Genomic DNA, 17769 nt, shown 5'->3' with positions numbered 1-17769 from the left:
TTAAGTCGCATGCGAAAAGAACAACACCACAAAGGATGGAATGAAATAAAAACCAATGATTCTTGGGCCATATTCAAGATCATGGGTGAATTTGTAAACGGTTTTGAGAAAATGAGCGCCATTGGACCCTGTGTCTCCATCTTTGGCTCGGCCAGGACCAAACCAGGGGAACCTTATTATGAATTGGCCGTTGACGTAGCACAGAAGGTGGCCGAAGCCGGATATGGTATTATTACGGGCGGTGGTCCAGGAATCATGGAGGCAGGCAACAAAGGAGCCAATCAAGCAGGAGGCACTTCGGTTGGACTAAATATTGATTTACCTTTTGAACAGCATGATAACCCCTACATCGATGGAGATAAAAACCTTGACTTTGATTATTTCTTCGTACGAAAAGTAATGTTCGTTAAATACTCTCAAGGATTTGTGGTCATGCCTGGAGGTTTTGGTACTTTGGATGAACTTTTTGAAGCAATTACGCTTATCCAAACCAATAAAATCCATACTTTTCCGATTATATTAGTAGGCACTTCATTTTGGAGCGGACTCTTTGAATGGATCAAGGAAATTATGCTCAAGGAAGGAAATATAAGCCCAAAAGACCTCGACCTCATTAAACTTGTTGACTCCGCAGAGGAAGTCGTGGAAATCATTGACGCCTTTTATAAGAGTCGTGATTTAAGCCCCAATTTTTAAAATGTTTGTATTTGGCGATTGACAATCCCATAAAATTCCTGACTATTACTTTGCTCTTCTTCTGCTTTGAGATGATAGGGCAACATACCAATGAAATCACCGCAACCCTGGACAATGAAACCAAGGAGCTTGAGATTCGTCAGAAATTCACCTATGTGAATGATTCCGATGAAGGATTGTCTGTTTTGTATTTCAATGATTGGATTCATGCTTATTCCAACAAAAAAACAGCCTTGGCAAAACGATTTGGCGAAGAATTTAAACGTAGCTTACATCTGGCCAAAGACCGTGAGCGTGGGTATACCAACCTTTTAAGCATTGTTGATGAACAATACTCGGGATTAGGTTGGAAAAGAGTGGATAATCGGGATATCATAAGAGTTGAGCTTAGTGAAATATTGAAACCTGGTCAATCTATCCAATTGTTTTTCACCTATACCGTCAGACTACCAAACACCAAATTCACGGCCTATGGATTCAATCCAAATGGTGAGTTTCATCTAAAGGATTGGTATTTGACGCCAGCAGTCTACGATAATGGCTGGAAACTCTATGACAACATTGATTTGGATGATCATTTTACAGATCCTACTGATACCTCCATCAATTTGACTTTCCCAGAAAATCTTTTTTTGGCGTCCAATTATGTAGATACAGGTCTAACCAATTTCCCCGGCGGTCAATTTGTTCGGTTGACTGGAAACAATCGGAAGAACTGCGAAATCATTTTGGATAAAACCAAAAGGTTCACAAAACACATGCTCAATAATCTCACGATCACCACCGATTTGGGCTCCAACAAATACGACGAGATTTCACAAAGTATTTCCATTAATAAAATAGCCGGATTCTTAACTAAAAATCTTGGTAGCTACCCCCATCCAAATCTTTTGGTAAGCGAATTGGATTATAGTAAGAACCCGCTGTACGGAATAAGTCAGCTTCCTTCGTTTATAAGACCTTACGAAGAGAAATTCCAGTTTGAGATGACCTTTTTAAAAACCGCCATCCACGAATTTCTCAAAGAAACCATCTATTTAGATCCCAGAGCAGATCGTTGGGTATGCGATGCTATTGGTAATTATCTTATGATCAAATACGTTGAAGACCATTATCCCAATCAAAAACTTGCGGGAAAACTATCTCGTCTGTGGGGTTTTAAAAGCTTCAATTTGGCAAAGATGGAGTTCAATGAACAATATGGGCTGCTAAGCATGTTGGCTGCACGTAAAAATATTGATCAAGCCCTGGATACCCCCAACGATTCACTAATCAAGTTCAACCAAAAAATAGCCAATGCATACAAGTCTGGCTTAGGCATGTCCTATCTGGCAGAATACTTGGGAGGACAGGAAATTGACAGCAGTATCATTTCCTTCTACAAAAAACATCGATTAAACCAATTTGTCAAAGCTTCAGATTTTCAAAAAGAAATTCAACGCTATGCCAAAAAGGATGTGAATTGGTTCTTTGATGAATATGTCTCAACGCGAAAGAAAATCGATTTCAAAATCAAAAAAGTTGAAAAGTCAGATGACTCGTTAACTTTTGTCATCAAAAATAAAAGAGGCACCAATGTTCCCATATCCCTTTATGGATTGAACAAGGACAGTGTAATTTCCAAGTATTGGTTTACCGGTATTGATACCTCCAGAACCTTTACGATTCCAAGAAACGGTGAAGACCGTCTTGTACTTAATTACGATAAGAAAATCCCAGAATTCAATCAAAGAGACAATTGGAAAACCTTGAATGGCTTTTTTTCGAGCAACAAGAAAATTAAATTCCAATTTTTCAAGGATACTGAAGACCCTTACTATCATCAGATATTTTATGTGCCTATCGCCAATTTCAATGTTTATGATGGTGTAACCCCAGGATTAAGAATCTATAACAAGACTTTTTTAGAACGTCCTTTTCAATATGATATCGCACCCACATATTCGTTCAATGAAAAAACCATAGTAGGTAAAGCAGGGTTTCGGTATCGCAAATACCATGGTAAAAGCGGTCTCTATGTTTCCAATTATGCCTTTGCTGGTTCAACTTCACATTTCCAAGTAAATTCACGCTATACCACCATAACACCATCCGTTGCTTTTGGCTGGCGACCTGATAACTTAAGGTCCAATAGGCGTCAATCCCTCTTATTAAGATACCGAAGTGTTTTTAGAAACATTGATGAAAGTATTGCTGATCAATTGGACACTGAACCTGATTATGGGGTACTGAATCTAAGATTTTTTGATGTTGACAATGACATCATCAACTACACCTCATGGTTTTTGGATGCCCAGCACTCCAGTGATTTTAGCAAATTGGCATTTGAATTGGAATATCGTACGCTTTTTGAGAGTAACCGTCAGTTTAACTTTAGACTATATGCTGGTAAATTTTTACGAAACCGAACGGATTCGGATTTTTTCAGCTTTGCGTTGGATAGACCAACGGATTATATGTTTGACCTAAATTATTTAGGTAGGTCTGAGGATTCTGGGATTTACAGCCAGCAAATCATAATTGCCGAGGGTGGATTTAAATCGCAATTGGAAAACCCGTTTGCAAACGATTGGATTGTGACCACAAATGCTAGCACGAATATTTGGCGATGGATTGAGGCATATGGAGATTTAGGGCTTATGCGAAATAAGGGAGAGGACCCGCGTTTTGTTTATGACTCTGGCATACGTCTGAATTTAGTTACGGATTATTTTGAGTTGTACTTCCCTGTTTATTCGAATCGTGGTTGGGAGATTGCGGATAATGATTATGGGGAACGTATCAGGTTTATAGTGACCATCAGTCCAAAAACACTTATTGGGCTCTTCACTAGAAAGTGGTTTTAGATTGATGTATTCACAAAAAATAGGGTGTAAAATTCCATTTATTTGAATTATTTCTTCGTAAATCACATTTTTGATATCAAATTATCACATTATTAACAAGGCGCGCTATTGCCATTCTCCTTCGCGTTTTGTATTTTTGCACCAAATCCGCTTAGCCAATGAAACCCCATTCCAAGACCAGCAACGAAATTTCCTTTGATGATTTTCAATCGCAAATCCTTAAGGATTATGAGGTTGCCGTGACCAGCAGGGAATGTAGCTTGCTAGGACGAAGAGAAGTTCTCTCGGGAAAAGCCAAATTTGGAATTTTTGGTGATGGTAAAGAACTACCCCAGTTGGCGATGGCAAGAGCTTTTCAAGACGGGGATTTTAGAAGTGGCTATTATCGAGATCAAACTTTTATGATGGCATTGGGTTACTTGAACCCAAAGGAATTCTTCCACGGACTATATGCCACAACAGATCTAGAAAAAGAACCAATGAGTGCCGGGAGGCAAATGGGCGGTCATTTTGTTACGCATAGTGTGAATGAAGATGGTTCATGGAAAGATCTTACCAAACAAAAAAACAGTAGCGCTGATATTTCTTGTACTGCAGGTCAAATGCCACGCCTTTTAGGATTGGCTCAAGCTTCTAAGTTGTATCGCAACCTGGAGAATATAGATCAGTCAAAATTTTCCAACAATGGTAACGAGGTTGCTTGGGGAACTATTGGTAATGCAAGTACTAGTGAAGGGCATTTCTTTGAGACCCTGAATGCAGCAGGCGTTATGCAAGTGCCAATGGTAATTTGTATTTGGGATGATGCCTATGGTATCTCAGTACCCGCAGAATTCCACACCACCAAAGGAGATATCTCAGAAGCGTTGAAAGGGCTGCAAAGAGATGAAAAAGGAGAAGGTTACGAAATTTTAAAAGTTAATGGATGGGATTATACAGCTTTGATCCATGCTTTTGAAAATGCTTCAGAGATCGCTAGGGACAATCATGTGCCAGTGATGATACACGTAACGGAACTTACACAACCTCAAGGACATTCTACTTCTGGTTCTCACGAACGTTATAAATCCAGTGAACGTCTAGAATGGGAACGTGAAAATGATTGCAACAAACGTTTTCGCGAATGGATTTTGGAAAATGAAATCAAAACCGAAGAGGAACTGAAATTACTGGAGCGGGAAATTAAATTAAAGGTCAGAGCCGCTAAAAAAGAAGCATGGGCCGAATTCCTTCAACCCCATATCCAAGCCAAAAAACAACTGGTTCAACTCTTAGAAAATGCAGGGGCAAAAAGCCCAAACCGAACCTTTGTAAATAAAATCAAAAACGATTTAATCGCCATTGAGGAGCCTATCAAAAAAGATTTGGCTAGCAAAGCACGAAAGGCGTTACGTTACCTTTTAGGTGAAAACACCAATGAAAGGTTGGCTTTACAACAATGGATTGAGAATTTCCTCTTGGAATCGCAACCTAAGTTTAGTTCCCACTTGTACAGTGAACTTACAAACAATGCGATTACCGTTAATTCAGAAGAAGCAACCTACGATACTATCTCCGAGGAAGTGGATGGTAGAGTTATTCTTAGAGATAATTTTGACGCACTTTTCTCAAAATATCCAGAAGCACTTGTGTTTGGAGAGGATACGGGTAACATTGGGGACGTAAATCAAGGACTGGAAGGTTTACAGAAAAAATATGGGCCACTACGTGTAGCGGACACTGGTATTCGGGAGACTACTATTATTGGTCAGGGTATTGGTATGGCTTTGAGGGGATTAAGACCAATTGCTGAAATTCAGTACCTGGATTACATCCTATATGCCATTCAAACGTTAAGTGACGATCTAGCTACTTTGATGTACAGAACGGTGGGCAAGCAAAAAGCGCCACTAATTGTTAGAACTCGCGGACATCGTCTTGAAGGCATCTGGCATTCAGGTTCACCTATGGGTGGTTTGGTTCACCTATTACGTGGTATGTACATATTGGTACCAAGAAACATGACCCAAGCGGCTGGATTTTACAATACGTTGATGAAAAGTGATGAACCGGCCATTGTTATTGAAAGCTTAAATGGGTATCGCTTGAAGGAAAAGAAACCAACCAACTTGGGCGAATTCTCTACGCCAATTGGAAAAGTGGAAACCTTAAAGGAAGGTAATGATATCACTTTATTGTCCTATGGATCAACATTACGGATTGTTCAGAAAGTAGCCAATGAACTTTTGGAGGTTGGGATAGATGCAGAGGTTATTGACGCACAATCATTATTGCCATTTGATTTAGAACATAATATGGTAAAAAGCCTTCAAAAGACCAATAGATTACTGATTATTGACGAGGATGTGCCCGGAGGATGTTCTGCTTATCTTTTACAGGAGATATTGGAAAATCAGGAAGGTTATAAATATTTGGATAGCGCTCCACAAACCTTAACAGCTAAATCCCATAGGCCCGCCTATGCTTCTGATGGCGATTACTTCTCCAAGCCCAATGCAGAAGATATATTTGAAAAAGTGTATAGCATTATGCACGAATCAGATCCGGAATCCTATCCAAGATTAAGATAAAAAAAGCCCCAAACTTTGGGGCTTATTAATTGATTAGTTTTTCAGTTCTTCATCAGGTTGTTGCACCGACGGTACCAACGGATTGCCATCAGCATCTATCTCTATGATATTATCAAAGCCCAATGCATCCAACTTGGTTGCTATCTTGGCCCTGTCCCCTACCATAAACCAATTGACAGCCTCAGGTTTTACTACTTCTTTACTTACTTCATGTACATCTTTCAAAGAAAGATTGCGGACGCTTTGATCATACGTCTGATAATAATCATCAGGTAAATCATAACGTAATAAGTTGCGGATTGAAGTATTTACCGCCGAATTGGTTTCCCACTGACCTGGCAAACTCAGCACTTGATTGGTTTTTACCTTATCCAATTCAGCTTGGGTAACTGGTCGTGTAGATATGAATTCTGAAATCTCCTTTCGCAGCTCGGTTACTGATTCTGAAGTTTTATCAGTTTGCACAGGGGCATAAACAATAAATGGTCGTTTTTCTTTAGACCCAAGAACAAATCCACTGGCGCCATAAGACCAGTGCTTATCCTCCCTTAAATTCATGTTTATTCGAGAGGTAAAGTCCCCCCCAAGGATGCTCACCATTTGCTCCACGGCTACTTCAGGCAAGTCTCCATATTTTTCCGTTAAGTGCCCAGCAATAATAACCGATTGCTGAGATTCTGGCCTATTCATCAAATAAAGGGTGTTCTTGGAGCTGGTCTTGGGTTCATTAAATGTGATGGTAGGCACTTCTCCTTTTTTCCATTTCCCAAGCGATCTTTCTATTTTGGATTTTAAATCATCCATCTCAATATCCCCCGTCACGATCAAAGTAGCATTGTTTGGTTTCAGCCACGTATTATAAAACCCTACAACATCATCCCGTGTCAGCTTTTGAACTGTTTCCTCAAAACCCGTTCCTGTATATGGATTACCATATGGATGGTCATTACCATACATGTATTTGTTCATTACCCGAAGTGCCATGGAAACAGGCTGGGATTTCTCGTTTTTGATATTGTTGATTTGTTCGTTTTTCAAACGATCGAACTCTTCTTGTGGAAAAACAGGATTCAATATCACATCTGAAAATAAGTCCAAACTAGCATCAAAACTTTGTTTTAAGGTAGTCATCATAACGTTGGACTGGTCCTGGTTTGAAAATGTGTTCAAGCTAGCACCAAGCAGCTGTGACTTTTCATTGATTTGTAGTGAATTCAGGTTTTTAGTTCCCTCGTCCATCAAATTCATCGCCAATTGCGCGGTTCCCGGGCTAGATAAATAGTCCGTCTTGTACCCTGCATCAAAAACCATGTTTACCACTACGGTTGGCACTCCAGTCCTTTTGGCCAATATCAACTCCATTCCATTTGATAATTGTGCTTTTTCCAACATTGGAAATTTGGAACTTTTTTGTTCACTTAATGCTGGCAGCACTGATCTATCTACGGTTGATTGTTCAACACTATACTCGGGAAACGGATTGCATACCAACACATGTTTGCCTTTGATCAACCATTTGTTTGCGGTACGTTTTATATCTTCAACGGTAGCGTCTTCTACAAATTTCAACATGGTTTTATAGTACGAAGGATCATCAAAATATGTTTGATTGGATGCTAGCCGATCCGATACACCTCCAAAACCACCTATTCGTTCCAAACCTTGAATAAAGTTTGAAAAATAGGCTGCCTTAACCCTGTTGAGTTCTGCTTCGGTTGGGCCCTCTGTCAAAAATTTGGCGATCTCCGCTTCCAACTGCTGTTCCAACAATTCGCCGTCTTGTCCAGGTTTAACATTCAACCAGGTAACAAATCGACTTGAAATTTCCCCAGAAGCTTGAAACGATACAGCGCTGCTCGCTGTTTGGTCATCGTAAACAAATTTTTTGAACAACCTGGAATTCTTGCCATTGGTCAATATGGCGGAAATCAAATCAAAATGGAGATCTTCCTTGGCACCTAACTGCGGTGTATGCCATGCAAATAACACCCTTGTTTCTGGTACACGATCTTCATAGACTTGATAGGTATCGTAATTGCGTTCAGGAATGTTTACTTCTTGCCGTTCCAGGGTTGGACCCGCTGGAATATCGCCAAAGTACTTAAGTACTTTTTGGTATACTTCATCTGGATTTATGTCACCGGCAATGGCCAATACCGCATTGGCTGCGCCATAATAGGATTTAAACCATTCATGAACATCATCCAATGATGCTGCATTCAGATCCTCCATTTCCCCGATAACTGTCCAGGAATAAGGATGTCCTTTGGGATACATTGATTTTGTGAGGTAGTCCCATTGCATGCCATAGGGTTGGTTCTCGCCTTGTCTTTTTTCATTTTGAACAACTCCCCGTTGTTCATCCAAGCGTTCTTGGTCTATTGCGCCCAAAAGATGGCCCATTCTATCAGACTCTAAAAAGAGCACTTGATCTAAGGCTGAAGTTGGGACATTTTGGAAATAGTTGGTACGGTCTGTATTCGTAGTACCATTTAAATCTGTAGCTCCAATGCTTTCCAGGGCCTGAAAGTAATCCTTATTGTAATTCTCACTTCCATTGAACATTAAATGTTCAAATAAATGGGCAAATCCACTTTTTCCAAGTTTTTCGTTTTTGGAACCTACATGATACCATACATTGACCGCAACTATGGGAGCCTTATGGTCTTCATGCACCAGCAGCGTTAATCCATTGGGTAAATTAAATGTTTTGTAAGGGATTTCAATCTGGTCTGCTTTAAACTGGAAGCTTTGTCCATATTGGGCTTCCACACAAAACAATACCATGATTAAAACGGAAAAGAGTCGTTTCATGACAAGTAGTTTTCGTTATGTGATTGATGTTAACTTTGCAGGGCAAGGTAATGAATTTATAGTATCCAAAAATTCGGTTTTCGGAAATACGGAGATTGAAATCCTACTTTTTCGGACATCTCCAACATGAAATTTTATTGCACATCCTTCTTTTCTTGCAACTTAATTTATACATTCACGGAAACTAAATCCCCCGTCAATGAAAAATAATCTATTGATCCATCTTGGATTAGCGATTTTAAGGATTGTACCCTCCGCTTTTATGCTCACCCACGGCTTCCCAAAATTTCAAAAACTGTTAAACGGCAATATGGAATTTGTCAATCCAATAGGAATTGGTGAGGGTCCTTCCTTATTCTTAACTGTAATAGGAGAGTTTGTTTGTCCTGTTTTGATGATAATCGGATTCAAAACCCGATGGGCTTCCATTCCTACCGCAATCGTTATGCTTGTTGCAGCATTTATTGTTCATGGAGCTGACCCCTTTGGAACCAAAGAGAAAGCCTTGTTGTTCGCTGTGATCTTTATTGTTGTTTTCCTTTTAGGACCTGGTAAATACAGTGTGGATAAAAAATAGGTTAGACAATAGCTGACAACATTTCTTTCAGTAAATCAGCTTGCCCCATATTACTGGCACCAACTCCCTTTCCTTTCAAATCCAATTTTCTTAGGTTTGAAATAATGGCACTTACCCTTTTCATAGGGTAGTTTTTGGCCGCAATGGCATATTCGTTGACGAAATAAGGATTAACGCCCAATACTTTGGCAACATTTCCTGGAGAATGGTCATTTAATCCATGGTATTGTAGCAATTGCGTAAAGAAAGTGTTCAGCAATGTTATGGTCACAACAAAGGGGTTGTCTTTTGGGTTTTGAGCAAAATAATCCACTATTCTAGCTGCTTTGCGTACGTTCCGCTCACCAATGGCCTTCTTTAATTCAAAATTGTTGAAATCTTTACTAATCCCTATATGCTGCTCTACAAGCTCCGGTGTAATTTCAACATTGGACGGGACAATTAACATCAGTTTGTCCAATTCGTTACTGATTTTGCTAAGGTCCGTACCCAAAAACTCAACCAACATAACACTTGCCTTAGGCGCGATTTTGTATTTCTTGCCGGCCAAAGTTCGTCTTACCCAGTCCGCCACCTGATTTTCATACAACTTTTTGCTCTCAAAAAGCTCACCGTGTTTTTTTACGGCTTTGTATAGTTTTTTCCGTTTATCCAGCTTTTTGTACTTATAGCAAATAACCAGAATTGTTGTGGGTTGAGGATTCTCCACATAAGCCGTAAAGTTTTCTATGGTCCTTGAGAGATGTTGTGCCTCCTTTAAAATCACCACCTGATGTTCGGCCATCATAGGAAAACGTTTGGCATTACCGATTACTTCATCCACAGAAGTGTCTTTCCCATAAAGTACCATTTGGTTAAAACCACGCTCGTCTTCGCCAAGGATATTTTCCCCAATAAATTGCGATATCTTATCAATATAATAGGGCTCCTCCCCCATTAAAAAGTAAATCGGTTTTGGGTTTCCTTCTTTTATATCAGCTACAATTTCCTTTACCCTATCCATGAAATTCCAATACTTCGGAAAATTAGTTTTGTGGTTCACGTTTTTCAAGCAGCAACGCTTCCACTATCACATTGGCAGCTGCTTGACTTCCTTTAAGTGATGGATGGAAGTTGTCCGGACCATAGTAATCGAAATTACCAGTACTATCAAAATGATCTTTCCATACTTCGCCTACTCTAAGCAAGGTTGCATCATTCATGGTAGCCGCATCCCTGTGGTTTTGTATTACTGCGTCAAATCTATCGTAATTGGCTAAAGGGGGCCAAACCATATAATAGCATAATTCGGCGTCGTGCAAGTCACATAGTTCCTTATATTTCTCGCCGTATTCTATGAGCACTTCCCGGCCAAACTCTTGAGAGGAAGGACCTTGTTGTATAATTACAAAGTCATACTTTTCACTTTCAATTTCCGTTTGCACCATACCTTCAGCCCAATGATCCAATATGGCATAGTTTGGAAAAGCGATCATTTTAATGCCGATCTCAATATCATTCAAAGCCGCTCTTTCTTTTACCAAACTTGGGAGGTCATTGGTGTAAGTAAGACTGTTGCCGATGAAAAGAAAATTAAAATCGTTGCCAGACAATTCATCGTCATCGTCATTATCGTTATCATCCTCCCTAACTTCTTCCCTGCCGTTATCCCCTCCATCAACAGGGACATCCTTCTGACTTTCTGAACAGCCAAACATATAGCTACAGCAAATAAACAAGAAAGCGAACTTGATTTTTTTCATTTCAAATGGGTTCAAATCCTAAAATAACAACAATTTGCAGTTTCAGCTAAATTACTGTGGAAAAATATCCCGATTTTAGAGGTCTGGCTTTTGATTTACTCGATTTGTTCAAAATCCATATAAACTGGACTATGCAAGTACTGGACTTTCCACAATATTCATTTCGAATCAAAAATAGCGAAAAAGGGTACCAAATTTTTGATATCATTCGGAAGAAATTTGTGATGGTACAACCAGAGGAATGGGTGCGTCAGCATGTGATACATTATTTAACTGAAACTAAAAAATACCCAAAGAGTTTGGTGAATGTTGAAAAGCAATTGGTCGTAAATCAAATGAAAAAGAGATATGATGTGGTCGTTTACGATTCCAAAGGTGCTATTACTTTACTGGTGGAGTGCAAAGCACCAGAAGTGAAAATAAGTCAAAGTACCTTTGACCAAATTGCCCGATACAACTTACTCCTTAATGCTGAATACCTAATGGTCACCAATGGATTGAACCATTATTATTGCAAAATGGATCAGGAACGTGAAAAATATCAATTTTTGAAGGAAATTCCTGATTTTAGCCGTTAATTTGCTGCCGTTTTGAAGCTTGCAGTAGTCATACTTAATTGGAATGGTAAATCCTTGTTGGAGCGTTTCCTGCCTTCGGTAGTAGAACATTCCAAGGAAGCTAGCATCTATGTTGTTGATAACAATAGTACGGATGATTCCGTACGATTTCTACAACAATCCTATCCCGAAATCGGTTTGGTTGTCAATACGTCCAATGGAGGTTTTGCAAAGGGTTATAACGATGGTTTAAAGCATATTGATGCCGATATATTCTGTTTGTTGAACTCAGATGTGGAAGTAAGTCCAAATTGGCTACAACCTATAATTAAAGCCTTTCAAAATAACTCCGATGCCGCTATCATTCAACCAAAAATCCTGGATTTAAAACGTCCTGAATATTTTGAATATGCTGGTGCCGCCGGTGGTTTTATAGATCGATTGGGCTATCCTTTTTGCCGCGGAAGAATTTTTCAAGCCCTTGAAAAGGATGAGGGGCAATACAATGACATCAAAGAAGTCTTTTGGGCAACGGGTGCCTGCATGTTCATAAAAAGTGACGTCTTTAAAGCATTGGATGGCTTTGATGAAGATTATTTTGCGCATCAAGAGGAAATTGACCTTTGTTGGAGAGCTAAAAACAGAGGTCATAAAGTTTTATATGTAGGTGAAAGTTCAGTGTTTCATTTGGGTGGATCCACGCTGAAGAATATGGATCCAAAAAAAACCTATTTAAATTTTAGGAACTCATTGTATTCCATAACCAAAAACCTTCCTGGCAAAGTCGCTTTGCCAATTGTTGGCAGTAGGTTGTTATTGGATGGAATTGCAGGATTAAGATTTATATTGCAATTTAAATTTGGACATTGCTTAGCCATTATACGTGCGCATCTTAGTTTTTATAGTAACTTTAGAAAACTTTACCGAAAAAGGGAAAAAGCCAATTTTTTATTAAAATATTATTCCACAACATCCATAGTGTGGTCACACTTCGTACATCAAGTGAAAAGATTTAACATTTTAGTAAAAGATTAACGACACCAGACAGAGTCTACATAGCATTTTCTCTAATTTTGGTTGATAATTTAAGTAGCGAAATATCTAACAATTCATAATTTATACCCAGTACAATGAAAAAAGTTTTCCTCGGAACCTTGTCTATGGCAATCTTATTGTCATCTTGTGTATCTCAAAAAAAATATGCCGATTTAGAGGCGAAACACAAAGAGACCCAAGACCTTTTAAATTCCGCAACCGTTAAATTGAACGACTGTTTGGAAGAAAGTGCAACTACTTCTTCAAGATTAAAAACCCTAGAAGATCAAAACGCCTTCTTAAAGGCCAACAACCAAGAGTTGATCAACAACATGGGTAACCTTACCACATTAACCGCAAAAGGTGCGGAGAACTTGGAAAAATCCTTGGAAAGTTTACGTGAAAAAGATTTGACTATCAGAAAATTGCAAGATGCTGTAACACGTCGTGATTCTGTAAATCTTGCATTGGTTCAAAGTTTGAAAGGAGTATTGGGCAACTTGGATGATGAAGACATCGAAGTAAGTGTTGAGAAAGGTGTAGTATTCGTATCCATTTCCGATAAATTGTTATTCAGAAGTGGAAGCTATAACATTACCAATGCAGCCAAACAAGTTTTAGGTAAAGTTGCCAAAGTGGTAAACAACAAACCTGATTTTGAATTCTTGGTTGAAGGTCACACAGACAATGTACCTTATTCCAGTGGTGTTCTTGTAGATAACTGGGATTTGAGTGCTAAACGTGCAACTTCAATTGTACGTACACTTCAAAACGATTTTAATGTTGATCCAAAGCGTATGACTGCAGCAGGTAGAAGTTACTATGTACCATTGGCTTCTAATGACTCAGCAGCAGAGCGAGCCAAAAACAGAAGAACTCGTATTGTTGTTCTACCAAAAATCGACCAGTTCTACAACATGATCGAGGAAGGTATGAAAGACCCAGCAATTGGTGGCTCTGGCAACTAATCGAAATAAAAAAACCAGAAAAAGCGATCCAAGTCGGGTCGCTTTTTTTATTTATAGAAAATCCAACTCGCCTTTTCCTTCGCGAATTACCTCGGGATAACCACTTGATAAATCTATCACCGTTGAAGCCACATTACCTCCATAACCACCATCAATCACTATATCAACCAGATCTTGCCACTTCTCATAAATGAGTTCTGGATCTGTAGTGTACTCCAAAATATCATCTTCATCATAAATAGAGGTAGAGACAATAGGGTTTCCTAATTCTTGCACCAGTGCACGCGCAATTTGGTTATCTGGCACACGAATACCTACAGTTTTTTTCTTTTTGAAATCTTTAGGTAGATTGTTATTTCCCGGTAAGATAAACGTATAAGGGCCCGGTAATGCCCGTTTCAGAATTTTAAAAGTTGATGTGTCTATCTGGCGAACAAAGTCAGAAAGGTTACTTAAATCTGCGCAGACAAAGGACCAATTGGCTTTTTCAAGTTTGATACCCTTAATACGGGCAATACGCTGCAAAGCCTTTGTATTGGTAATGTCGCAACCTAGGCCATAAACGGTGTCCGTTGGGTAAATAATCAATCCTCCTTTACGCAAAACATTACCGATTTTTTCCAATTGCCTTGGATTTGGATTTTCCTCATAAAGTTTGATCAATTCCGCCATTTTCCTGCTGCTTTTAATTCACATCTTTTCACAAAGATAGGGTCAAAAGTAGCTTTCGTCAATTCATATGGGCTATCCATCAATTTAGGGCGTGATTCAAATGGTAAAACACTCATTTTTACCCTGTTCAACCTAAAAACCCATACTGATGAATTCATCTAAATATTACTTAATCCTTGTTTTTTTGATTGCTTTTTTGGCAAGCAACTGTGGCAACCCAAAAATTTCGGAAAAACATAAAGTTCCAAATCAATTTGCAAATGGGAGTGCATTGGTATCTTTTATGGATTTCCACCTATTGGCATTACAAGATCTTGATAAGAGCGATTCAGCGTATTCAGATTTAGCGATGCTTATCAATGAGGAACTCCGAAAAGCGGTGGAACGCATCAATTCCCAAAAGCTTTTGCGTGAGGTGTATACCGCTTACGATTCAAACTCGCATCAATTTAGCATGTCCATTTCCGATGATGCCAAAATTGCCGTATTTTCTTGGGATACCGGATTAGAGGGTGCTTTCCCCAGAATTAAAAATATTGCGCTGTATCAAAAAAATAAAAAAGTAATTCCTACTTCATTATACGGTAAACCACTTTATTTTCATGAAATTCATAGTATAGTCAGCAATAATAAACGCTCCTATCTGTTGCATGGCACAAATGGAAAATCCAATCTCTACAGATTGGACGCCTATAGCTTGAACAGTGGGCAATTGGAGCAAAAAGCTATTTTCCCTGACCACAAAAATTCAATAAAATCCGCTCAGGATTTCAATATTGAAATGGATGGTTCTTTAATAATCATTCCTGAAGTCAAAGCGAATTCCACAAAATACCATCCGTTGGAACTTAAACACAATCTACATGATAGTCAATATGTTGAAGCTCAATCATTGGCTGATTTGCATTAAACGTTATTACGCTAAGGATGTTTGAAGATGTCCAATTTAATGCTTTGGTTAGCCATCAATGACCTCCAATTTAGCGAAGCGTAAAAGTAACTTCTTGATATCACCCCGTTCAAATTGGATTTCCGCTTTCTTATCGTTACCCACTCCTTCAATCTTTAAAACTTTGCCTCTTCCAAAGCGTGTGTGATTCACCGTACAACCTTCCACCAGATTTGGATCCATGGTGTTAGTGGTGGTTGAGGAAATTCCAGGTTTTAGCTTGCGAAGTTTACGCAATTGATTTTCATTGGGTTTCTTAACACTTGGGGGTGTTCCATTTTGTGGCTTTACTTGCCGTAACTTACTCTTGTCCACTTCCCCAAAAATATCAGCATTGATCATCGATTTGAATCGGTAGCCGTCACTAACAGGTGTGAGATTCTCAACATACTGTTCTTCAATTTCCTCTAAAAAACGACTTGGTTCCGCATCAATCAACTTACCCCAACGGTAGCGATTTTGGGTGTACGTAAGAAAAGCCTGTTTTTCTGCACGTGTGAGGGCTACGTAAAAGAGTCTTCGTTCTTCTTCCAATTCGCTACGTGTGTTCATACTCATGGCAGACGGAAACAAATCCTCTTCCATACCAACAATGTAGACATATGGGAATTCCAATCCTTTGGCCAGATGAATGGTCATTAAAGCTACCCTGTCATCATCGCCGGTGTCCGCATCCATATCCGTGGCCAATGCTACATCTTCCAAAAATTCGGTTAGGCTTCCAGTTGCATCCACCAACTCTTTTTGTCCTTCTACAAAATCCTTGACACCATTAAGCAATTCCTCAATATTCTCCATACGCGCAATTCCTTCCGGAGTACCATCTTTCTTGAATTCAAGAAGTAGCCCTGTTTTTTTGGAAACATGCTCTGCCAAGGTAAAAGCATCAGTGCCTTCATTCATGATCTGGAAACTTTTGATCATGGTTACAAAATCTTCCAGTTTTCGTTTGGTTCCAGCATTGATATTCAGTTCCAATTTTTTAAGGTGCTCCATAACCTCAAAAATGGACCGGCCATAGTGATTTGCGGCCACTGTTAGCTTATCAACTGTGGTTTGTCCGATGCCGCGTGCCGGAAAATTTATGACCCTTTTAAGCGCTTCTTCATCTTTAGGGTTCACAATTAAACGCAGATATGCCAAGACATCCTTGATTTCCTTACGTTGATAAAATGAAAGTCCACCGTAAATACGGTAAGGGATATCTCTTTTTCGCAAAGCATCTTCAATTGCCCTGGATTGCGAATTGGTACGATATAGTACTGCAAACTCCCCATTTTGAAGCTGCAATTGCATCTTATTTTCGAAAATGGAACCCGCTACATATCTACCCTCTTCGGCATCGGTTACACTTCTATGGATTTTAATTTTATTACCTTCATCGTTGGAAGTCCACACCACCTTCTCCAACTGATTTTTATTCTTGGCAATTATGGAATTGGCCGCATTGACTATATTCTTTGTTGACCTATAGTTTTGCTCCAATCTATAAACAGCAACATCATCATAATCCTTTTGGAAATTTAAGATATTGCTAATGTTGGCACCACGGAAGGAGTAAATACTTTGCGCATCATCACCCACCACACAAATATTTTGATACCGGTCCGAGAGTGCTTTTACGATTAGATATTGAGAATGGTTGGTATCCTGATACTCATCTACCAATATATACCGGAATCTATCTTGATACTTCATCAATACCTCCGGAAATCGTGTAAGCAATTCATTGGTCCGAAGCAAAAGATCATCAAAATCCATAGCCCCTGCTTTAAAGCATCGATCTACATAATTTTGGTAAATTTCTCCCAAACGTGGCCTTTTGGACATCGCATCCGCCTCCATCAGTTCGGGGTTTTGGAAATAGGCCTTGACCGTAATCAAACTGTTTTTATAGGACGAAATTCGATTTTGAATCTGCTTGTATTTGTAGATGTCCTTGTCCAATCCCATTTCCTTGATTATGGAAGCAATCAACCGCTGGGAATCCTGTGTGTCGTATATAGTGAAATTGCTGGGATATCCGAGTTTGTCACCATCGTATCGGAGCAACTTCGCAAAAACGGAATGGAAAGTACCCATCCACAAATTCTTCGTTTCTGAACTACCGGCAATAGTTGCAATACGCTTTTTCATCTCCCTTGCCGCCTTGTTGGTAAAGGTCAACGCCAATATATTGAAGGCATCCACACCTTGACCCATCAAATGTGCAATTCGAAAGGTAAGTACCCTGGTTTTACCAGAACCTGCTCCTGCTATCACCATCAATGGACCGTCTTTATGCAAGACCGGAGCACGTTGCGCATCATTCAGTTCTTCCAAAAAATTCTCCAACTCCTAGTA

General features: G+C 39.3%; 13 protein-coding genes. 8 read left to right on the top strand and 5 right to left on the bottom strand.

Annotated features, from left to right (window positions below; genetic code table 11):
• Positions 1 to 9: 9 nt before the first annotated feature.
• The 3 genes from M3P19_RS04470 (at position 10) to M3P19_RS04460 (ending at position 6112) form a co-directional block, all read left to right on the top strand.
• On the top strand, positions 10 to 696 hold the full coding sequence (locus tag M3P19_RS04470) for an LOG family protein (protein WP_249656426.1): 687 nt from the start codon (positions 10 to 12) through the stop codon (positions 694 to 696).
• Positions 697 to 707: 11 nt separating this feature from the next.
• The gene (locus M3P19_RS04465; protein WP_313791610.1) at positions 708 to 3542 is read left to right on the top strand and encodes a gluzincin family metallopeptidase; all 2835 of its coding nucleotides are present in this window, start codon (positions 708 to 710) and stop codon (positions 3540 to 3542) included.
• A gap of 158 nt (positions 3543 to 3700) precedes the next feature.
• Positions 3701 to 6112 carry an alpha-ketoacid dehydrogenase subunit alpha/beta gene (locus tag M3P19_RS04460; RefSeq protein WP_249656425.1) on the top strand — a complete coding sequence of 804 codons (2412 nt, stop codon included), beginning with the start codon at positions 3701 to 3703 and terminating at the stop codon, positions 6110 to 6112.
• 33 nt (positions 6113 to 6145) lie between these two features.
• Here M3P19_RS04460 and M3P19_RS04455 read toward each other — a convergent pair whose 3' ends face one another.
• Positions 6146 to 8926 (bottom strand): M16 family metallopeptidase, encoded by a 2781-nt coding sequence (locus M3P19_RS04455; RefSeq protein WP_249656424.1) that lies wholly within the window; start codon positions 8924 to 8926, stop codon positions 6146 to 6148.
• Between the two features lie 199 nt (positions 8927 to 9125).
• On the opposite strand from M3P19_RS04455, the gene M3P19_RS04450 reads away from it, so the two are divergent.
• On the top strand, positions 9126 to 9503 hold the full coding sequence (locus M3P19_RS04450) for a DoxX family protein (RefSeq protein ID WP_249656423.1): 378 nt from the start codon (positions 9126 to 9128) through the stop codon (positions 9501 to 9503).
• Between the two features lies 1 nt (position 9504).
• On the opposite strand, the gene holA is transcribed toward M3P19_RS04450, so the two are convergent.
• A complete protein-coding gene (holA, locus tag M3P19_RS04445; RefSeq protein WP_249656806.1) occupies positions 9505 to 10506 on the bottom strand; it encodes a DNA polymerase III subunit delta in 1002 nt (333 codons plus the stop codon).
• A gap of 22 nt (positions 10507 to 10528) precedes the next feature.
• The gene (locus M3P19_RS04440) at positions 10529 to 11245 is read right to left on the bottom strand and encodes an SGNH/GDSL hydrolase family protein (protein WP_249656422.1); all 717 of its coding nucleotides are present in this window, start codon (positions 11243 to 11245) and stop codon (positions 10529 to 10531) included.
• Between the two features lie 131 nt (positions 11246 to 11376).
• Between M3P19_RS04440 and M3P19_RS04435 the strand changes: the two genes are divergently transcribed.
• The 3 genes from M3P19_RS04435 (at position 11377) to M3P19_RS04425 (ending at position 13805) form a co-directional block, all read left to right on the top strand.
• Positions 11377 to 11823, top strand: coding sequence for a type I restriction enzyme HsdR N-terminal domain-containing protein (locus M3P19_RS04435; RefSeq protein ID WP_249656805.1), 447 nt, complete (start codon positions 11377 to 11379; stop codon positions 11821 to 11823).
• Between the two features lie 12 nt (positions 11824 to 11835).
• Complete coding sequence (locus tag M3P19_RS04430) at positions 11836 to 12837, top strand: glycosyltransferase family 2 protein (RefSeq protein WP_249656421.1); 1002 nt, start codon at positions 11836 to 11838, stop codon at positions 12835 to 12837.
• A 95-nt stretch (positions 12838 to 12932) separates the two neighbouring features.
• Positions 12933 to 13805 (top strand): OmpA/MotB family protein, encoded by an 873-nt coding sequence (locus M3P19_RS04425; protein WP_249656420.1) that lies wholly within the window; start codon positions 12933 to 12935, stop codon positions 13803 to 13805.
• 51 nt (positions 13806 to 13856) lie between these two features.
• Here the strand turns inward: M3P19_RS04425 and M3P19_RS04420 are convergent, their stop codons facing one another.
• Positions 13857 to 14477: an L-threonylcarbamoyladenylate synthase gene (locus M3P19_RS04420; RefSeq protein ID WP_249656419.1), complete on the bottom strand. Its 621-nt coding sequence runs from the start codon at positions 14475 to 14477 to the stop codon at positions 13857 to 13859.
• 148 nt (positions 14478 to 14625) lie between these two features.
• Between M3P19_RS04420 and M3P19_RS04415 the strand changes: the two genes are divergently transcribed.
• Entirely contained in the window at positions 14626 to 15387 is a 762-nt protein-coding gene (locus M3P19_RS04415) for a hypothetical protein (RefSeq protein WP_249656418.1), read from the top strand.
• A gap of 48 nt (positions 15388 to 15435) precedes the next feature.
• Here M3P19_RS04415 and M3P19_RS04410 read toward each other — a convergent pair whose 3' ends face one another.
• Positions 15436 to 17760, bottom strand: a complete 2325-nt coding sequence (locus M3P19_RS04410) for an ATP-dependent helicase (protein WP_249656417.1) — start codon at positions 17758 to 17760, stop codon at positions 15436 to 15438.
• Positions 17761 to 17769: the final 9 nt, after the last annotated feature.

This window comes from Flagellimonas spongiicola, assembly GCF_023502425.1.
Taxonomy (GTDB): Bacteria; Bacteroidota; Bacteroidia; order Flavobacteriales; family Flavobacteriaceae; genus Flagellimonas; species Flagellimonas spongiicola.
The sequence above is the reverse complement of the archived record's forward strand: the minus strand, read 5'-3'. Positions and strand labels throughout refer to the sequence as shown.